This is a genomic window from Pseudooceanicola aestuarii (assembly GCF_010614805.1).
Lineage (GTDB): Bacteria > Pseudomonadota > Alphaproteobacteria > Rhodobacterales > Rhodobacteraceae > Pseudooceanicola > Pseudooceanicola aestuarii.
In genome coordinates this window covers 55,637-71,854 of sequence record NZ_JAAFZC010000004.1, presented here as the reverse complement: position 1 = coordinate 71,854, position 16,218 = coordinate 55,637, and the positions used below count along the sequence as shown (strand labels likewise).

At 64.4% G+C, this 16,218-nt stretch carries 16 protein-coding genes; 4 read left to right on the top strand and 12 right to left on the bottom strand.

Features of this window, described 5'->3' with window-relative positions; genetic code table 11:
• Positions 1-73 precede the first annotated feature (73 nt).
• From G5A46_RS17825 to purU, 3 genes are all read left to right on the top strand, one after another.
• Complete coding sequence (locus G5A46_RS17825) at positions 74-2,224, top strand: malate synthase G (RefSeq protein ID WP_163851796.1); 2,151 nt, start codon at positions 74-76, stop codon at positions 2,222-2,224.
• Positions 2,225-2,227: 3 nt separating this feature from the next.
• Positions 2,228-2,650 (top strand): GlcG/HbpS family heme-binding protein, encoded by a 423-nt coding sequence (locus tag G5A46_RS17820; RefSeq protein WP_163851794.1) that lies wholly within the window; start codon positions 2,228-2,230, stop codon positions 2,648-2,650.
• 467 nt (positions 2,651-3,117) lie between these two features.
• A complete protein-coding gene (gene purU, locus G5A46_RS17815) occupies positions 3,118-3,999 on the top strand; it encodes a formyltetrahydrofolate deformylase (RefSeq protein WP_163851792.1) in 882 nt (293 codons plus the stop codon).
• 42 nt (positions 4,000-4,041) lie between these two features.
• Here purU and G5A46_RS17810 read toward each other — a convergent pair whose 3' ends face one another.
• The 5 genes from G5A46_RS17810 to G5A46_RS17790 all read right to left on the bottom strand — a co-directional run bounded on the left by G5A46_RS17810 (position 4,042) and on the right by G5A46_RS17790 (position 8,692).
• A complete protein-coding gene (locus tag G5A46_RS17810; RefSeq protein ID WP_163851790.1) occupies positions 4,042-4,698 on the bottom strand; it encodes an ATP-binding cassette domain-containing protein in 657 nt (218 codons plus the stop codon).
• On the bottom strand, positions 4,698-5,444 hold the full coding sequence (locus G5A46_RS17805; RefSeq protein WP_163851787.1) for an ABC transporter ATP-binding protein: 747 nt from the start codon (positions 5,442-5,444) through the stop codon (positions 4,698-4,700). Before G5A46_RS17805 ends, G5A46_RS17810 begins: the two co-directional genes overlap by 1 nt.
• Positions 5,441-6,397, bottom strand: a complete 957-nt coding sequence (locus G5A46_RS17800) for a branched-chain amino acid ABC transporter permease (RefSeq protein ID WP_204318798.1) — start codon at positions 6,395-6,397, stop codon at positions 5,441-5,443. Before G5A46_RS17800 ends, G5A46_RS17805 begins: the two co-directional genes overlap by 4 nt.
• Entirely contained in the window at positions 6,397-7,290 is an 894-nt protein-coding gene (locus G5A46_RS17795) for a branched-chain amino acid ABC transporter permease (RefSeq protein WP_163851773.1), read from the bottom strand. The genes G5A46_RS17800 and G5A46_RS17795 overlap by 1 nt, the downstream gene beginning before the upstream one ends.
• A 109-nt stretch (positions 7,291-7,399) precedes the next feature.
• On the bottom strand, positions 7,400-8,692 hold the full coding sequence (locus tag G5A46_RS17790) for an ABC transporter substrate-binding protein (protein WP_163851771.1): 1,293 nt from the start codon (positions 8,690-8,692) through the stop codon (positions 7,400-7,402).
• 318 nt (positions 8,693-9,010) lie between these two features.
• Here G5A46_RS17790 and G5A46_RS17785 point away from each other — a divergent pair, with 318 nt between their 5' ends.
• Complete coding sequence (locus G5A46_RS17785; protein ID WP_163851769.1) at positions 9,011-9,679, top strand: GntR family transcriptional regulator; 669 nt, start codon at positions 9,011-9,013, stop codon at positions 9,677-9,679.
• A gap of 28 nt (positions 9,680-9,707) precedes the next feature.
• Here G5A46_RS17785 and G5A46_RS17780 read toward each other — a convergent pair whose 3' ends face one another.
• From G5A46_RS17780 to G5A46_RS17750, 7 genes are all read right to left on the bottom strand, one after another.
• Positions 9,708-11,039 carry an amidase gene (locus G5A46_RS17780; protein ID WP_163851768.1) on the bottom strand — a complete coding sequence of 444 codons (1,332 nt, stop codon included), beginning with the start codon at positions 11,037-11,039 and terminating at the stop codon, positions 9,708-9,710.
• Positions 11,039-11,425 (bottom strand): cupin domain-containing protein, encoded by a 387-nt coding sequence (locus G5A46_RS17775; RefSeq protein ID WP_163851765.1) that lies wholly within the window; start codon positions 11,423-11,425, stop codon positions 11,039-11,041. The genes G5A46_RS17780 and G5A46_RS17775 overlap by 1 nt, the downstream gene beginning before the upstream one ends.
• A gap of 4 nt (positions 11,426-11,429) precedes the next feature.
• Entirely contained in the window at positions 11,430-12,917 is a 1,488-nt protein-coding gene (locus G5A46_RS17770) for a 4-hydroxyphenylacetate 3-hydroxylase family protein (protein WP_163851763.1), read from the bottom strand.
• Between the two features lie 29 nt (positions 12,918-12,946).
• Positions 12,947-13,471 carry a flavin reductase family protein gene (locus G5A46_RS17765; protein ID WP_163851761.1) on the bottom strand — a complete coding sequence of 175 codons (525 nt, stop codon included), beginning with the start codon at positions 13,469-13,471 and terminating at the stop codon, positions 12,947-12,949.
• Entirely contained in the window at positions 13,468-14,013 is a 546-nt protein-coding gene (locus G5A46_RS17760) for a MarR family winged helix-turn-helix transcriptional regulator (protein WP_163851759.1), read from the bottom strand. The genes G5A46_RS17765 and G5A46_RS17760 overlap by 4 nt, the downstream gene beginning before the upstream one ends.
• A 227-nt stretch (positions 14,014-14,240) precedes the next feature.
• Positions 14,241-15,389 (bottom strand): CaiB/BaiF CoA transferase family protein, encoded by a 1,149-nt coding sequence (locus G5A46_RS17755; protein WP_163851757.1) that lies wholly within the window; start codon positions 15,387-15,389, stop codon positions 14,241-14,243.
• Between the two features lie 40 nt (positions 15,390-15,429).
• Positions 15,430-16,212, bottom strand: coding sequence for an alpha/beta fold hydrolase (locus tag G5A46_RS17750; protein ID WP_163851755.1), 783 nt, complete (start codon positions 16,210-16,212; stop codon positions 15,430-15,432).
• Between the last annotated feature and the right edge of the window lie 6 nt (positions 16,213-16,218).

Here is a 16,218-nt window from a genome sequence, read left to right as displayed (position 1 = left end):
GAAACTTTTTTTCAGAAATTGCGGATCGGCGCCAGCCCCCCGTACCTCCGGCGACAAACAAAGGAGGATCATCATGTCCTATCGACAGCATGGCGCGCTTCAGGTCGCCGCCGAATTGAGCGCGTTCGCGGAAACCAGGCTGCTGCCGGGCACGGAACTGGAACCGGATGCCTTCTGGTCAGGGCTGCACGGGATCCTCCAGGAATTCGCGCCAGAAAACAAACGGTTGCTGGAGATCCGCGCGCAGCTTCAACAGCAGATGGACGCATGGGCCCTGGCGCAGAATGGCACCCCCATCGATCAGGCGGACTACCAGGATTTCCTGAAGAAGATCGGCTATCTGACCCCCGAGGGCGCGCCGTTTTCCGTGGGCACCGCCAATGTAGACCCCGAGATCGCCGAGATCGCAGGCCCGCAGCTGGTCGTGCCGGTGATGAACGCGCGCTATGCGCTGAATGCCGCGAATGCGCGCTGGCGGTCCCTGTATGACGCGCTCTACGGCACCGACGCTCTGCCGGGCGCGCCCGAAGGTGCCGGCTACGACACCGCGCGCGGGGCACAGGCCGTTGCCTGGGCGGCCGCGTTCCTCGACCGGGCGGCACCTTTGGCGCAGGGCTCGCATGCCGGGGTGACCGCCTATCGCCGCGACGGCGCGACGCTGGTGGCGGAAATCGGAGAGACGGTGACCGGTCTGGCCGACCCGGCGGCCTTTGCCGGATACACCGAAACGCCGGGCGGCGGCGCCTACTTGCTGCGCAACAACGGGCTGCATATCGAACTGGTGATCGACCCGTCCCACCCGGTCGGCGCCGCCAGCCCTTCGGGGCTGCGCGACGTGGTGCTGGAAAGCGCGATCACCGCAATCCACGATTGCGAGGATTCCGTTGCCGCCGTGGATGCTGCCGACAAGGTGCTGGCCTATTCCAACTGGCTGGGCCTGATGGACGGCACGCTGTCCGAAAGCTTCGAGAAGGGCGGCACCACGATGCACCGCACCCTTGAGAAGGACCGCACTTTCACCGCCCCCGACGGCACGCCACTGGTCCTGAAGGGCCGGTCGCTGGCGCTGGTGCGCAACGTCGGCCACCTGATGACCAGCGATGCAGTGCTGCTGGACGGTGCGGAGGTGCCCGAAGGCATCCTTGACGCGGTGTTCACCGTCACCGCCGCACTGCACGACCGCAACCGCGAGGCGGATCGCAATTCGCGCACCGGTTCTGTCTATATCGTGAAGCCGAAGATGCATGGTCCCGAGGAAGTAGGCTTTGCCAACCGGCTTTATGGTCGGGTGGAGGAGATGCTGGGCCTGCCCCGCAACACCGTCAAGCTGGGCGTGATGGACGAGGAACGGCGGACATCGGTCAACCTGGTGGAATGCATCCGGCAGGTGAAGGACCGGATCATGTTCATCAACACCGGCTTTCTGGACCGCACCGGCGACGAGATCCACACCAGCATGCGGCTTGGCCCCGTCATTCCCAAGGAAGAGATGAAGGGCGCGCCATGGCTGCTGGCCTACGAGGACAACAACGTCGATGCCGGTGTCGCTACCGGGCTGGTGGGCCATGGCCAGATCGGCAAGGGCATGTGGGCCAAGCCCGACGACATGGCAGAGATGCTGGAGGCCAAGATCGGGCACCCTCAGTCCGGCGCCACGACCGCCTGGGTTCCCTCGCCGACGGCGGCGACGCTGCACGCGACGCATTACCACGCGGAAAAGGTGTTTGACCGGTTGACGGAGATCGCCACCCGACAGGCCGCCAGCCGGGCGGATCTGCTGACCCCGCCGGTCCTGCATGACCGCAGCCTGACCCCGGCGGAGATCAAGCGCGGGCTGGACAACAGCTGCCAATCCATCCTGGGCTATGTCGTTCGCTGGGTGGACCAGGGGATCGGCTGTTCCAAGGTGCCCGACATCGACGATGTCGCCCTGATGGAGGATCGCGCGACCCTGCGGATCTCGGCCCAGATCCTGGCCAACTGGCTGATGCACGGTATCGTCACCCGCGACGAGGTGCTGGACAGCCTGCGCCGGATGGCCGCGAAGGTCGATGCGCAGAATGCCGGCGATCCCCTGTACCAGCCGATGACGCCGCATTGCGACGGCCTGTCCTTTCAGGCGGCGCGCGACCTGATCCTGCTTGGCGCCGAACAGCCGTCGGGCTACACCGAGCCCTTGCTGCATGCCTACCGCCGCAAGGCCAAAAACCAGACCGGAGCCTGACCCATGATCACTCTCAGACGACTTGACCTGACCGATGCCCGCACATTGATTGCCGGCGCCCGTACCAAGGCCGAGGAGATCGGCGTGCCGATGTGCATCGCCATCACCGACGAAAGCGGCAACCTGATCGCCTTTGAGCGGATGGAAGGCGGAAAGGTGACCAGCACCACGATCGCCATCGACAAGAGCTTTACCGCGTCGGCCGCGAAGAAGGCGACCCATGAATACGGCAAGGCCAGCCAGCCCGGCGCGCCCGCCTATGGCATCGCCTCCGCCATCGGTGGCCGCTTGATGGTCGTCGGCGGCGGCCTGCCCGTGGTGGTCGAGGGCGAAGTGGTGGGCGGCATCGGTATCAGCTCGGGCACACCCGCAGAGGACATGCAAGTCGCCCAGGCCGGCATCGACGCGTTCCTTGCCACGCTTTGAGCGGACCGCGCCCGCGCCGGCGGAGCGGGGCAGTAGCGCGCCTCTCGCCGGATGCGCCGGCGGGGGCAGGCGAGGGCATGCGGGGGCCTGACCTTTCACCCCTCGGAACCCCCACGGGCGGGGGTTTCCAACGGTTCTGCGTTTCAGTCAGGATGCCCGTTCAGCTCCTAACATCCCGTCACGATTCAAAAGTCGCATTTCAGTTTAGCGCGCGCCCCCGCCAAAACCACATCACGGCTAATCCACATTATGTTAACCTTTGTCTGAAACGGCGCTATCCTTCATCGTTCGGCACGCCCCGATGTAACCGATAGGCGCCCGAAGCCGCAGCATCGGAACCATCGTCGCCGGTTCAGGGCCGCCAAGGGTCGCTTGGCAACTGGCAAAGGGGGCGGACGCGCTCTAGGACGGGGGGCGGCCCCCGGCCCGCCCGCGTGATCCGACCAAACCCAACAGAGAGTACCCGAATGACCTGTGTCCTGACTGTGCAGTGCACCTCGCGCCGCGGTATCGTCGCCGCCGTTACCGGCTATATCGCCGAACGGGGGGGCAACATCATTGATGCCGCGCAGTTCGACGATACCGAAACCGGCACGTTTTTCGCCCGCATCTGCTTTGTCCCCGAGACGGGCGCCCATCTGGCGGATCTGAAGGCCGGGTTCACCGCCGTCGCCGATCCGTTCGAAATGCAATGGGACATGCGCGACACCAAGGATCGCATGAAGGTGCTGTTGATGGTGTCGAACTTCGGCCATTGCCTGAATGACCTGCTGTACCGCTGGCGCATCGGCGCCCTGCCGGTTGAGATCGTGGGCGTGGTGTCCAACCACATGACCTACCAGAAGGTCGTGGTGAACCATGACCTGCCCTTCCATCACATCAAGGTGACCAAGGACAACAAGAGCGAGGCGGAGGCGCAATTGCTGCGCGTGGTCGACGATTCCGGCGCCGAACTGGTGGTTCTGGCGCGCTACATGCAGATCCTGTCGGATGCGCTGTGCCAGAAGATGTCGGGGCGGATCATCAACATCCACCATTCGTTCCTGCCCAGTTTCAAGGGCGCGAACCCCTACAACCAGGCGTTTCAGCGTGGCGTGAAACTGATCGGCGCGACCTCGCATTACGTCACCGCCGACCTGGACGAAGGGCCGATTATCGAACAGGACACCATCCGCGTGACCCATGCGCAAAGCGCGGCCGATTACGTGTCCCTGGGCCGCGACGTAGAGGCCCAGGTACTGGCACGGGCGGTCCATGCCCATGCCCAGAACCGGGTGTTCATCAACAAGGACAAGACCGTCGTCTTTCCCGCCAGCCCGGGCGATTACGCTTCGGATCGCATGGGGTAACCCTGGCGGAGCGCGGGTGCGGCAAGGGCTGAGGGGCGCGGTTCAGCGTCTCTCTACCGCGCCGCGTTCGATCATCAGGGTTTCGTCGGCGATGCTGTCCAGCAGCTTGGGCGAGGATTCCGTGACCATCATGCACAGCTCCGGCTTCACATCGCGCAGGCGGGCCAGCGTCCGCGCGTAATCCAGTGCCAGCGCCGGCGCGAGACCCTGAAACGGTTCGTCCAGAAACAGCACCTTGTCCGCGACCATCAAGGCACGGCCCAGGGCGACCATCTTGCCCTGCCCGCCCGAGACGCCGCCGCCGGGCCTGGCCTTCAGCTTCACCAGTTCGGGCATGAAATCATAGACCTGGGCCAGCCGCTTCTCCCGCTCCGCGCGCGGCATCTTCAGAGCGACCGCAGGCAGCAGGATGTTGTCCTCGATGCTGAAATGGCCGATCAGGCGGCGGTCTTCGGGAGCGTAGCCGATGCCCAGTTTCGCACGGTCATGGCTGGGCCGATCCTGGATCTCGGTGCCTTCCAGAGTGATCCGCCCCGATTGATGCGGCAGCAGCCCCATGATCGACCGCAGGGTCGTCGTCTTGCCGGCGCCGTTGCGGCCGACCAGCACGGTACAGACCCCGGCCCGCAATTCGAAGCCCAATTGGCGCAGCACCTGCACGCCGGCGATATCCACAGACAGGTTCTCGATCTTCAGCATCATTCCACTCCGACCACGCGTTCCAGGACACGCGGGTCTTTCATGACCACATCGGCCCGGCCTTCGGCCAGCACCTGCCCTGCATCCCAGACCACCACGCGATCCGCGTATTTCTCCACGATTTCCATGTCATGCTCCACGAACAGGGCGGTCATCCCGCGGCTGCGCATCGCGGTCATCAGCGTTTCCATCAGCGGGAAGCGTTCCAGCGCGGAGACGCCGCTGGTCGGTTCGTCCAACAGCAGCAATTGCGGTTGCAGCGCCATGGCGACGGTAACGTCGGCCAGTTTGCGCAACCCCTCCGGCAGAGCTCCGGCCAGCGTTTCGGCATGATCGGCCAGGCCCAGCAGGTCCAGCAGCTCCAACCCCTCCTTGCGATAGGCGGGCCGGTCCAGCGGGTTCAGCGCCTGCCAGATACCGCGTTGGGCCGCGATGGCCAGCATCACGTTCTCCAACACGGTCTGATCGGTGAACAATTGCGGGATCTGGAACGCCCGCGCGATCCCTTGCCGCGCGATCCGGCGCGGCGGAAGGGAGGTGATCGGAACGTCCTTCAACAGCACCTCCCCGGCGACCGGCCGGACATAGCCGGTACAGAGGTTCAGGAACGTCGTCTTGCCCGATCCATTTGGGCCGATGATGGCGACGAATTCACCTTCATTGATGGTCAGGTTCACCCCGTCGGCGGCCTTCACGCCGCCAAAGGCAACTTCGAGATCGCGGGCAATCAGCAGTGGCTTGGTCACAGCTTGGCCTCCCCTTTGCGGGATTTCCCGCCGGTGATGCGCTCCACCAGTCCGAACAGACCGCGGGGCAGGAAGAAGATGACGACCAACATCGCGATGCCGATGATCATGTTCCAGGCTTCGGCGGCGTAGCCGACGGCGAATGTGTGGATCAGTTCCAGGAAGATGGAGCCGAGGAACGGCCCAGCGATCCCGGCGATGCCCCCCAGGACGGCGGTCAGGACCAGGTGCCCGGATTCCGTCCAGAAGGCGAATTCCGGCAGGACATGGCCGATGGACACCGCGGCGATGGCGCCGCCGATCCCGGCCAGCGTGGCGGAAATCGTATAGGCCGCCAGCAAGGTGGACCGGGCGGACACACCCAGGTATTCCAGCCGGATCTCGTTGCTGTGCACCGCCGACAACGCATGGCCCAGCGGGCTGCGCATGTAGCGATGCATCAGGATGCCGACGCCGACCATCAAGACCAGGACCAGGTAGTAGAGCACGACATCAAAGCTCGATTTCTCGACGCTCATCCCCAGGATTGTCGGGACCGAGACGCGCAACCCGTCGGTGCCACCGGTGATGCCATAGGCCTTTGAGGCCAGTGAATAGGCCACCATCGACACCGCGAGGTTCAGCATCGCGAAGAAGATCGCCCGGTAGCGCACCAGGAACAGCCCGATCAGCACGCCAGACAGCGCGGAGATCGCGACCGAGAAGACGAGGATGGCAAAGATGTCGGTGATCCCCAACCGCGCCGACAGGAAGGCCGCCGCATAGGCGCCGATGGCGTAGAACATCGCGTGGCCCAGCGAGATCAGCCCGGCCCGCAGCAGAAGCGCGACGCCCAACGCGGCGAACCCCTTGGCGATGGCGATCGTCAGGACGAATTGCGTGAATGGGAACAGGATGGGCGCGGCAGCCAGAAGGGCCAGGCCTGCGACCATGAAAATCGTGCGACGCGTCATCAGATCCTCCGCGCGGTTTCGGTGCCGAAAAGGCCGTAGGGGCGCACCACCAGCACGGCGAGCATCACCAGGTAGGGCGCCACGGCATCAAGCGACGGGGCAAAGTAGATCGCCAGAACCTTGGCAAAGGCGACGATGATGGCGGCGATGGCCGCCCCTTCGACCTGGCCCAGCCCGCCGATGGCGGCCACGGCAAAGGCCAGTACCATGGTGTCGGCACCCAGACCGGGGCTGACGCCCGATGTCGGCGTGGCCAGCGCCCCGCCCAGAGCCGCAAGGAAGACACCGACGGAAAAGGCGATCACGAACATGCGGCTGGTGTCGATGCCCATGGCCTGAGAAACTTCGCGGTCGGCCACGACGGCGGACAGCAACTTGCCGGTGCGCGAGTAGCTGATGAACAGCTTCAGCGCGATCAGCATGAACACCGCCAGCGCGATCAGCAGCAGCTGGTAGTTCAGGTAAACGATCCCACCGATCTCGACCACGCCGAGCATGGTCATGGGCGTGTCCTGGTAGACGGATTGCACGCCGAACACCATGCGCTGGAGGTCTTCGAGGATCAGGAACAGGGCAAAGGTGACCAGCACCTGCACTGCCTCGCTCTTGCCGTAGGTCCAGCGGATCAGCGTGCGTTCCACCACGGGGCCGAACAGCACCGCGACGAAGATCGCCGACAGCAGCAGCGTCGGAAAGGTCAGCCAACCCGGCGCGCCCGCCGATACGATCCACAGCCCGGCACTGGCGGCCAGGTAGGCGCCGATGGAATAGAAACTGCCATGGGCGACATTCAGGATGCGCAACACGCTGAACACCAGCGTCAGGCCGACAGCGACAAAGAAGATCAGGGCTGCATTGGCCAATGCATCTACGATCAGGGGGATGAAAACCATCAGATGTCAGGTCCGGTCATACAGGGCGCGCGGGAACGCGCCGGTCACAGGATGGGCACCGCCGCCACCGGGAGAGAAAGGAGGCGGCGGTGCCGGACGGCAGGCGCGGTTACTCGTAGCTGCCCGGTTTCGGCAGATCCGAAAGGAAGGCCGGCGTCAGCGTGCCGATCCATTCGATCGGATCGGTGCCGGCGGGCGGCAGCAGCGTGGCGCCGTCATAGCGCACCATGTTGCCCAGCACCGGGTAGTCGATGCCCTCCACGATCGTGGTCATGCCGACCACCTGGTCGACAACGCCGTCGTTGTCCTCGCGAAAGGTCATTTCCCCGGTGAGGGTCTGCGCGGTCATCCCCTCCAGCGCGGCAATCAGCTGTTCCTCGGTCGGCCAGGCGCCGTCATTGTCGGCGATGGCCTTCTCGTAGCCGGCCTTCATGACCAGCAGGCTGTTGGCCATCTTGATGGCCGGGAACACCGGGTCTTCGTCGAACTTGGCGGCATAGGCAGCGGCGAAATCGCTGGCGGCACCGATGCTTTGCGCATCCGGGGACCGCCACCAGCCATCGCCCAGCACGCCGACCACGACGCCTTCGGGCAGGTCCGAACGTTGCAGCACCGTTTCACCCAGAGCCAGGACTGCCTGGCTTTGCCGGAAGATACCGCGCGGAGCGGCCTGACGGACGAAGTTTTCCAGGTCTCCGCCCCAGAGGTTGGAGAAGATCACATCGGGCCGGGTGGCGGCGAGGCGCGAAATCTCGGTCTGGTAGGTGGCCGATCCCAGTTTGGGGAACAGCTCTGCAACGATTTCCACATCGGGCTTCATCGCGGCCAGCGTGGCTTTCACGATCTCGGCGGCGTCATGGCCAAAGGAATAATCGGGGTTGATGATGGCGACCCGGCTGATGTCGGGGTTCTGTTCCAGGAAATAGAGCGTATAGGCCATGAACTCGGCAATCGTGTTGCCGTTCGGGCGGTAGTAATAGTCATGCGGTTCCTTGAACAGCTGGTGCGAGTCGCAGTTCCAGCCGATGGTCGGCATCTTAAGCTGATCGGCAATCGGGGCCAGCGCCAGGCAATTGCCGGAGGACAGGGCCGCGATCATGAAATCGGCTTCTCCGTCGGCCATGCGGCGGTATTCGGAGATCACGCCCTCCGCACCCTGGGCCTCATCGACATAGGTCGCGGTGACCGGAACACCGCTGATGCCGCCGTCGGCGTTGATCTTCTCGATCATGATCTCGGCGCCCTGGCGGCCGGGCATGCCATAGGCGGCGGCCGGGCCGGACAGGAAGGTGAAGACGCCGAGGTCCAGACTTTCGGGTTTGTCCTGGGCCTGTGCGCTGGTTACTGCCGCCAGAAGGGCGAGGGCGGAAGCAGCTGTTCTGGTGCGGAAAATATGGTTCATTTGGATCCCCTGTTGTGAGATTTGGACGGGTTTCGGGTTATCTGAAACTCTTGTGATATTTTAGACTGATCTTCAGATTTCGGGCTTGTCAAGTGGCCGGGCCGGTGTGCGGCGGGTGGTGTCGGTCGTTGCTACAAATGCCTGCTTTTGCAGGGGCGGCTGCGTGCGGATCGCGCGGCCCGGACAGGGCCGCGCCCTCCCGCGTGCGGGTGGGGCCGGGCATTGCGTCTGGGCGCCGTTGTTCTATGCTGTCTGCACTGCGCAGAAGATGCGCCTGATACTTCACGAACTCCGGTGTTTTCTGAGTAGATGAGCAACATGTCAAAACCCCCCGCGCAGCCCGGCAAACGGGAGTCCCTGCGGGGGCAGGCCTATGAAGCGCTGAAAAAACGCATCCTGAGCTGCGACCTCAAACCCGGCGAGGCGGTGACGGTCGCTGCCTTGGCGCAGGACATGGGGCTGGGCCGTACCCCGGTGATCCAGGCGGTGGACCGGCTGATGCTGGACGGGCTGGTCGAGGTGATGCCCCGCAAGGGCGTGGTGGTCAGCCCCGTCTCCCTTGAAGTGCTGATCGAGATCATCGAGGTCCGGCTGTTGAACGAATGTCGCGCCGCCCGCTGGGCGTCGCAACGCATTACGGACAAACAGGTCAAGGCGCTGCGCAACAACGTCAAGGCGATGCAGAAAGCCGCCGCCGCCCGCGAGGTGGAGCAGCTGATTTCCCTGGACAGCGCCTTTCACAAGCTGATCAGCGAGGCGGCGGGCAACGATATCCTGGCGGAATTGCTGGAGAACCTGCACGACCGGTCGCTGCGGTTCTGGACATTGTCGTTGCAGGTGCCCGAACATAACGACCGCGTCGTCGACCAGCACAGCAAGATCGTCGAGGCGCTGGCCAATCGCGATGCCGACGCCTCGGAGGAGGCGGTGCGCGAACATATCGCCGCCTTTCAAAGCAACATCGTCGATCGCGTCATGCGTCGCTGAAGATCGCCCGAACCGCCCGCGCATCCGCTCAGCCCTCCAACACGCGTTCAACGCTGCGCGCCATGGCGAACATGCGGTGATCGTCAAGGGTTTCGCCCATCAGCATCAAACCGGTGGGCAGGCCGTCGCTGCGCATCGGCAGGCTGATCGCGCAACGGTCCAGGAAATTGGCCACGGTGGTGTTGCGCAACGCCAGCAGATTGGCCCGGCCATAGGCGCGCTCTTCCGCCATCTCCGCCAGGGTGGGCGGCTCCATCGCGACGGTCGGCATGATCAGCGCATCGAAATCAACGGTGGCGGCATTGGCCTGGGCGATCATCCGGGCCCGCGCCGCCAGAAGCGCCTGGTATTCGCCGGGCTCCTGCGTCTCGCCCTTGCGGATCCGCACGCTGACACGGGGGTCATATCGGTCCTCGGCGCGGTCCAGCAGGTCACGGTGCAGGGCCAGCGCTTCGGCCGCGATCACGCCGCCACGGGCGTTCAGCGCGGGCAATTCGTCCAGAAACGGCAAGGTCACGCGGCTGATCCGCACGCCCGCGCGTTCCAGCGCGGCTATTTCCGCCGCGAAAGTTGCGGCGACCAGAGGGCTGAGATCCTCCAGCACGTAATTATCCAGCACGGCCAGGTGCAGATCGGACAAGTCCGGCGCGTCGGGACGGGGCGCGTTGTCATCCGCGATCACCTGGTCCAACGCCGCGCAACAGGCGACACTGCGCCCGATCCCGCCGATGGAATCCAGCGAGGCGGACAGGGGGTAGGTGCCTGCCATCGGCACCCGCCGCGCCGTGGGCTTGTAGCCTACCAGATTGCAGAACGCCGCCGGGATCCGGCATGAACCGCCGGTATCCGTGCCCAGGCCCACCGCGCTCATCCCCGAGGCGACAGAGACGGCCGCGCCGGAGGACGAACCGCCGGGGATGCGCGTGGGATCGACCGGGTTGGCCGGGGTGCCGTAATGGGGGTTCAGCCCCAGGCCGGAATAGGCGAATTCGGTCATGTTGGTGTGGCCGGTGATCACCGCGTTCGCCATGCGCAGCCGGTTGACCACCGTGGCATCGGTGCGGGCCGGTTCGGCATCCGCCAGGACACGCGACCCGGCATGAGTCACGCGGCCCTGGATGTCGAACAACGCCTTGACCGATACCGGGATCCCCGCCAGCGGCCCGCCGCCCGCTCCTTTTGCGCGGGCGGCATCGGCTCGCTCCGCCTGCGCGATGCTGCGCTCCGGATCGATCATGGTGAAGACCGTCGATCCCTGTCCGTCGGCATCCAGGATACGGTCGAGACAGGCGGACGTCAGGTCCAGGCTGGTTGCCGCGCCACTGGCCATCCGGCGCCGAAGGACAGGAACAGGTTCCATCAGGCGGTCTCGTCGAAATAGTGGATTTCAAGCAGCACACAGCCACCTTCGGACTTGAACGGCCCGTGGTAGGCGCCGGGCGGACGGCAGGCATAGGTGTTGATCGGATAGCTTTGCCCGCCTTCGCCGTTCGCGTCATTGCCGACGGTCAAATCGCCGTCGATCAGGTAGACCTCTTCCCAGTAGTCATGGACAAAGGGCGCGGTGGTGAAGACACCGGGTTCGAACCGCAGCAAGCGGGTGCGGTGGCCGGTCTTGCCATCCTCGTCCAGCGACCCGGCGATGATCTTCTGCTTGATCCCCGAGGGGTAGCCGGGCGGGGTGGCCCAGCCGTCGGTCCCCATGTCGATGGTATGAAATTCCTTGTGTTCCTTGTTGATCGGCATCTGCTTACTCCGCTGCGGTCTGGATCTGGGCGAGTTCGCTTTCCAGCGAATAGGTGTCGAGCATCCGGTCAACCAGGCCGGTACAGCGGTCCCAGTCGAAGGTGCGGAAGGAATGGCCCTTGGTCACGAAGGTCGCACCGGCATAGAACATCTCGTATTGCGTGTGGCGCGACGCGAATTCCGATCCGACGGCATCCCAGGCCAGCTTGAAGAACTTCACCCGCCCTTCGGAGGTGGTGGTGGGCGATTGCTGGGTCTTGCCGATCAGCTTGGCGACCTCGGGATTGGCGAAATCCGCGACAGAGGACGGCAGCATGATCATCCCGCCCCCGGCAAGATCGCGCAATGTGGTCATCACCGTGGCATACAGCTGCTGGGTCAGCACCTGCGCGGCATACAGCGTGTGGCGGTCGGGGATGAAATAGTCGCCGCGCATCTCGCCCTTGATCTCCATGGCGTGCACCAGCGAATCCACCATGGCGCATTGCGCGGCCAGTTGGCCCAGCGTTTCGCGCACTTGCGGGAACCCGATGACGCCGTTTGTCTCGGCGGTCTTGCGTGCGATCCCCATCAGGAACCGCATCTTGACCATCAACCGGACCTGCGCCTGGTAGTTCTGGTAGACATGCGCGGGGGTGGCATGGAACTGCTTGTTGCACATCTCGGTGTCCTGATTGATGAACACGCGGTCCCACGGGACCTTCACGTCATCGAAATACAGAACTGCGTCGTTTTCATCGAACCGGCTGGCCAGAGGGTTGTCGAAGACGCTGGTGGCGCTGGCCTCATAGCTCTTGCGCGACAGGATCTTCAGTCCCTTGGCATTCATCGGAATGGCGAAGGAGATCGCGTAGGGTTCCTCTCCCGGTTTCAGAGGCTGAATGCAGGTCACGAAGACCTCGTTGGCCATGATCCCGCCGGTGGCCAGCATCTTGGCCCCCCGGATCGTCAGCCCCTCGTCATCCTGACTGACCACGCCTGCGGTCAGGAACGGGTCGGCCTGTTCATCCGCCGTCTTGGACCTGTCGGCCTGCGGATTGATGATGACGTAGGTCAGATAAAGTTCGTTGTCGCGGGCGTATTTGTAGTAGTTTGACAGGGCGGTGGCGCGGTCCGGGTCGTGGGTTTCGAACGCCTCGATCCCCATGTACATCCCCGCGATGCAGGAGGCGACATGATCCGGTGCGCGGCCCAGGAAACCGCCGTGCAATTCGGTCCAGGCTTCCAGCGCCTTGCGGCGCTCGACCAGTTCGGCATGGGTCCTGGGCAGTTGCCAGATCCGGTTGGCCCGTTCCCCACCCGACCCGGGAATCTCGTAGGTCATCAGCGCGCGGTTTTCCTCGGCCGACTGGAAATCGTAGATCTTGGCCATGGAATGCACGACATTGGTGAATGCGGGATGCGTGGTGACATCCTCCACCTCGGCACCGTCGATGAAAATCTGGCGTCCGTCGCGCAGGCTCTCCAGATATTGCTGTCCGGTCTTGAGCATCGGTGTCTCCTGTAAGGTCTTGTGTTCGATCAATAGTGAATGGCCAGTGGCCATCCTGTATCGGCACGCTCCCCGGTCCCGAGCGCGGCGTAGCGCCCGCGCGCAAAGACCAGCGGGTCGCGGTCAGGGTTGCTGGAATGGCGTTCGATCTGGGCGATGAACAACAGGTGGTCGCCTGTGTCCTCCACCCGATAGGCCCCGCATTCCATCACGGCGGTCACGCCGGGGATCAGGGGGGCATCGTGCAGCCCGGTGTCATGCGCGACACCGGCCCATTTGTCGCCGGGCCGGGCAAAACGGTTGGACAGATCCTGCTGCGTCGCAGCCAGGATATGCACGGCATAGCCTTCTGCCTTCTGCCATTGCGGCAGGCCACGGGCACGTTTGTCGATGGAAAACAGGATCAGCGGCGGCGTCAGGGAAAGCGAGTTGAACGAGGTCATCGTCATCCCCAGCTTCTCCCCGCCGGAGATGCAGGTGATCAGGCAGACCCCGGTGGGAAACTGCCCCAGGGTGCCGCGCAGGGCCTTCTGATCTTCGACGGACAGGCTCATTTGCCGTCCCCTCCCTGTTGCAGCAGGTAATCCGACAGCAGCAGCGCCTTTTCCGCGCTGTTGTTCAGGTCGCGGGCCAGATCCTGCAAGATTCGGAAGTTGGTGGCGTTCACCGGTTCGAACAGCTGGTCGTTGATTTCCTGCTGCTGCGGCGACAGAAGGCGCAACAGCTCCTCCCCCCGCTCCGTCACCGACAGCAGGACACGGCGCCCGTCGGTCGGGTTCGGCCGCTTGTTCAGCACGTCAAGCTTCACCAGCTTGTTGGTCTCCGCCGTGACGAAGGCGGGCGAATGGGAGAGGTGTGTCGCCACGGCATTGGCGCCGATACCGTCTTCTCCCTGCAATTGCCGGACAGTGATCAGGAGCGTGTATTGCGGACCGCTCAGCCCGATGTAGCCCGCAAACTGGCCGCGGATCTGTTGCAACCGGGCCGAGAACGCCAACAGGTTATGCAGCATCTGGCGGAACGCGACATCGTTTCCGTCCTGCAACAGGTCATCGCGGCTGACGGTCAGGCGCGTGTTGGTCGGGGTGTCGGTCATCATCGCTCCTTGGCTCTTTCAAAGATGATGAAGTAACTTAATTAACCCGTCAATGATATTTCACAGAAATTTCTGGTGACCGGTGAATTTCCCTGATCGGCGGCGCGCGCCTGCCTGGTTTTCGGGCATCCCGTCCATGCGAAACGCCCGCACCACATCCACGGCACGGGCGTAATTCTGTTAACTTCCAATACTTTGCAGGTTTCTGGCAGGATGACCCTCCTGCCCTACCCCGCCGCATCCTGGTTCAGTTCCGCCAGCACGTCCTGGGTATGTTCCCCCAGCAATGGCGGCGCGACCTGCGGCTGTGCGTCCCGCGTTCCGTCGATCCAGACCGGGTTGCGCACTGCCCGGACCACCCCTTCGGAGGGATGTTCAAGGTCCATGAAGGATTTCAGGTGCTGTACCTGCGGGTCGTCGAACACCTCTTCCACCGTGTTCACCGTGGCGAAGGGCACGTCGGTCTCCACCAGCCGCGCCTGCCAATAGGCCAGCGGTTGGGCGGCGAAACTGCGGGCGACCTCCCGGCTGAGGTCAAAGTAGTTCTCGATCCGCCCGGCGCGTTCGGCAAAGCGCGGATCCTGGGCGAGCTCCGGCCGTTCGATCGCGCTCAGCAGGCCTTTCCAGAACTTTTCCTGCGACGACATGTGCACATTCACCAACCGCCCGTCGGCACAGCGGAACACGTAGGATTGCGAGGTCCGCACCCGCAAATAGGGATCCGAATGCAGGTCCATCTGCGTGAAATAGCCGAACGGATCGGGCATGAAGGCCATCGTTGCCTCCAGCATGTTGATGTCGACCCGCCGTGCCGGGCCGCCGCGCTCCCGCTCCAGCAGGGCGGAAAGGATGCCGTAGGCGGCGTAGATCCCCGTGACGTTGTCGGAAATCGTGGGCCCGGTCAGGGCGGGGGCCTCGGGCTCGACAAACAGGCTGGACATGCCGCTGATCGCCTGCGCCACGGCGTCATAGGCGGGCCGCTGGGCATAGGGACCATCGGTGCCGAAGCCACTGATCGAACAGCGCACAAGCCGCGGGTTCAATTCCATCAGCTGCGCGTCGGAAAAGCCCAGCCGATCCAACACGCCGGGGCGGAAATTGTCCAACAGGACATCCGCCCGCGCGATCAGCTGGCGCAGCGTGTCCTTGCCCGCGTCGGATTGCAGATTCAGCGCCACGCTGCGCTTGTTCCGGTTGTAGGAGCAGAAATGCGGGCTGTAAGCCCCGCCGCGAAAGCTGCGGAACGGGTCGCCCCCATCCGGGCGTTCGATCTTGATCACGTCGGCGCCCATGTCGGCCAACATCATGCCGGCCAGCGGCGCGGTGATCATCGTGGACAATTCGACGACACGATATCCCTTGAGCGGAACGGTCATTGCGGGGGTCTCCTTGAGTGGTCGGCCGGGCGGCGGGCGATCATTCCTGGCCGGTGACCAGGGCGATCAGCGCATCCCGCGCCTCGAAAGTGGGAAAATGGCCGATGCCGGGCAGACGCACCGGTTCGACCGAAAGGTGGGACGCCAGCGCCGTGACGGCATCGGGCGGGGCCACGGGATCGGCATCGCATCCCATCACCTGCACGGGGATCGTGCCGGGGGACAGCAACGCGGGCAGGTATGTGGCGCACAGCATCTCCCAGGCCTGAAGATAGGCGCTGGCGGAGATCCCGGCCATCGTGGCGATGATCCGGGACAGATCCCCGGGTGTGGCGTCGGGCCCGACAATGGCGCCGGTCCGGGCCTCCGCAAAGGCGGCCATCCCGCCGTCTCGAATTTCCGTCAGGCGGGCGGTGCGGATTTCCTCCCGCACGGGCGGGGGCAGCTGGCCCGCTCCGATCACCGGGCAGACAAGGCTGAGGCGGGACGCCCGGTCCGGCGCCAACTGCGTCAGCGCCGCGACCACCACGGCCCCCAGCGAATGACCCACCATATGCGCCGGTCCGACGTCGCGCTGATCCAGGAAATCCAGCAGCCGCAGCGCGTAATCCGCCGCCGCCGGGCTGGCAGATGGCAGCGGCGCGGCACCGTCATATCCCGGAAAGCTCCAGGCCAGCACGCGGCGCCCGCGCGCGAGCGGCGCCAGCACCGGGCGCCAGTTGGCCGTCGTTCCGCCGATCCCATGGATCAGTACCAGCGGCGGACCATCGCCGGCCTCCAGCCAGCTATGCCCGCCCCCGGTCTGCAATTCGACATCCTGCATTGTCTT

What these genes read in the sequence shown, in the direction of transcription:
- G5A46_RS17825 (WP_163851796.1), top strand. Translation starts at nt 74, where the DNA reads ATGTCCTATCGACAGCATGGCGCGCTTCAGGTCGCCGCCGAATTGAGC.
- G5A46_RS17820 (WP_163851794.1), top strand. Translation starts at nt 2,228, where the DNA reads ATGATCACTCTCAGACGACTTGACCTGACCGATGCCCGCACATTGATT.
- purU (WP_163851792.1), top strand. Translation starts at nt 3,118, where the DNA reads ATGACCTGTGTCCTGACTGTGCAGTGCACCTCGCGCCGCGGTATCGTC.
- G5A46_RS17810 (WP_163851790.1), bottom strand. Translation starts at nt 4,698, where the DNA reads ATGCTGAAGATCGAGAACCTGTCTGTGGATATCGCCGGCGTGCAGGTG.
- G5A46_RS17800 (WP_204318798.1), bottom strand. Translation starts at nt 6,397, where the DNA reads ATGACGCGTCGCACGATTTTCATGGTCGCAGGCCTGGCCCTTCTGGCT.
- G5A46_RS17795 (WP_163851773.1), bottom strand. Translation starts at nt 7,290, where the DNA reads ATGGTTTTCATCCCCCTGATCGTAGATGCATTGGCCAATGCAGCCCTG.
- G5A46_RS17790 (WP_163851771.1), bottom strand. Translation starts at nt 8,692, where the DNA reads ATGAACCATATTTTCCGCACCAGAACAGCTGCTTCCGCCCTCGCCCTT.
- G5A46_RS17785 (WP_163851769.1), top strand. Translation starts at nt 9,011, where the DNA reads ATGTCAAAACCCCCCGCGCAGCCCGGCAAACGGGAGTCCCTGCGGGGG.
- G5A46_RS17780 (WP_163851768.1), bottom strand. Translation starts at nt 11,039, where the DNA reads ATGGAACCTGTTCCTGTCCTTCGGCGCCGGATGGCCAGTGGCGCGGCA.
- G5A46_RS17775 (WP_163851765.1), bottom strand. Translation starts at nt 11,425, where the DNA reads ATGCCGATCAACAAGGAACACAAGGAATTTCATACCATCGACATGGGG.
- G5A46_RS17770 (WP_163851763.1), bottom strand. Translation starts at nt 12,917, where the DNA reads ATGCTCAAGACCGGACAGCAATATCTGGAGAGCCTGCGCGACGGACGC.
- G5A46_RS17765 (WP_163851761.1), bottom strand. Translation starts at nt 13,471, where the DNA reads ATGAGCCTGTCCGTCGAAGATCAGAAGGCCCTGCGCGGCACCCTGGGG.
- G5A46_RS17760 (WP_163851759.1), bottom strand. Translation starts at nt 14,013, where the DNA reads ATGACCGACACCCCGACCAACACGCGCCTGACCGTCAGCCGCGATGAC.
- G5A46_RS17755 (WP_163851757.1), bottom strand. Translation starts at nt 15,389, where the DNA reads ATGACCGTTCCGCTCAAGGGATATCGTGTCGTCGAATTGTCCACGATG.
- G5A46_RS17750 (WP_163851755.1), bottom strand. Translation starts at nt 16,212, where the DNA reads ATGCAGGATGTCGAATTGCAGACCGGGGGCGGGCATAGCTGGCTGGAG.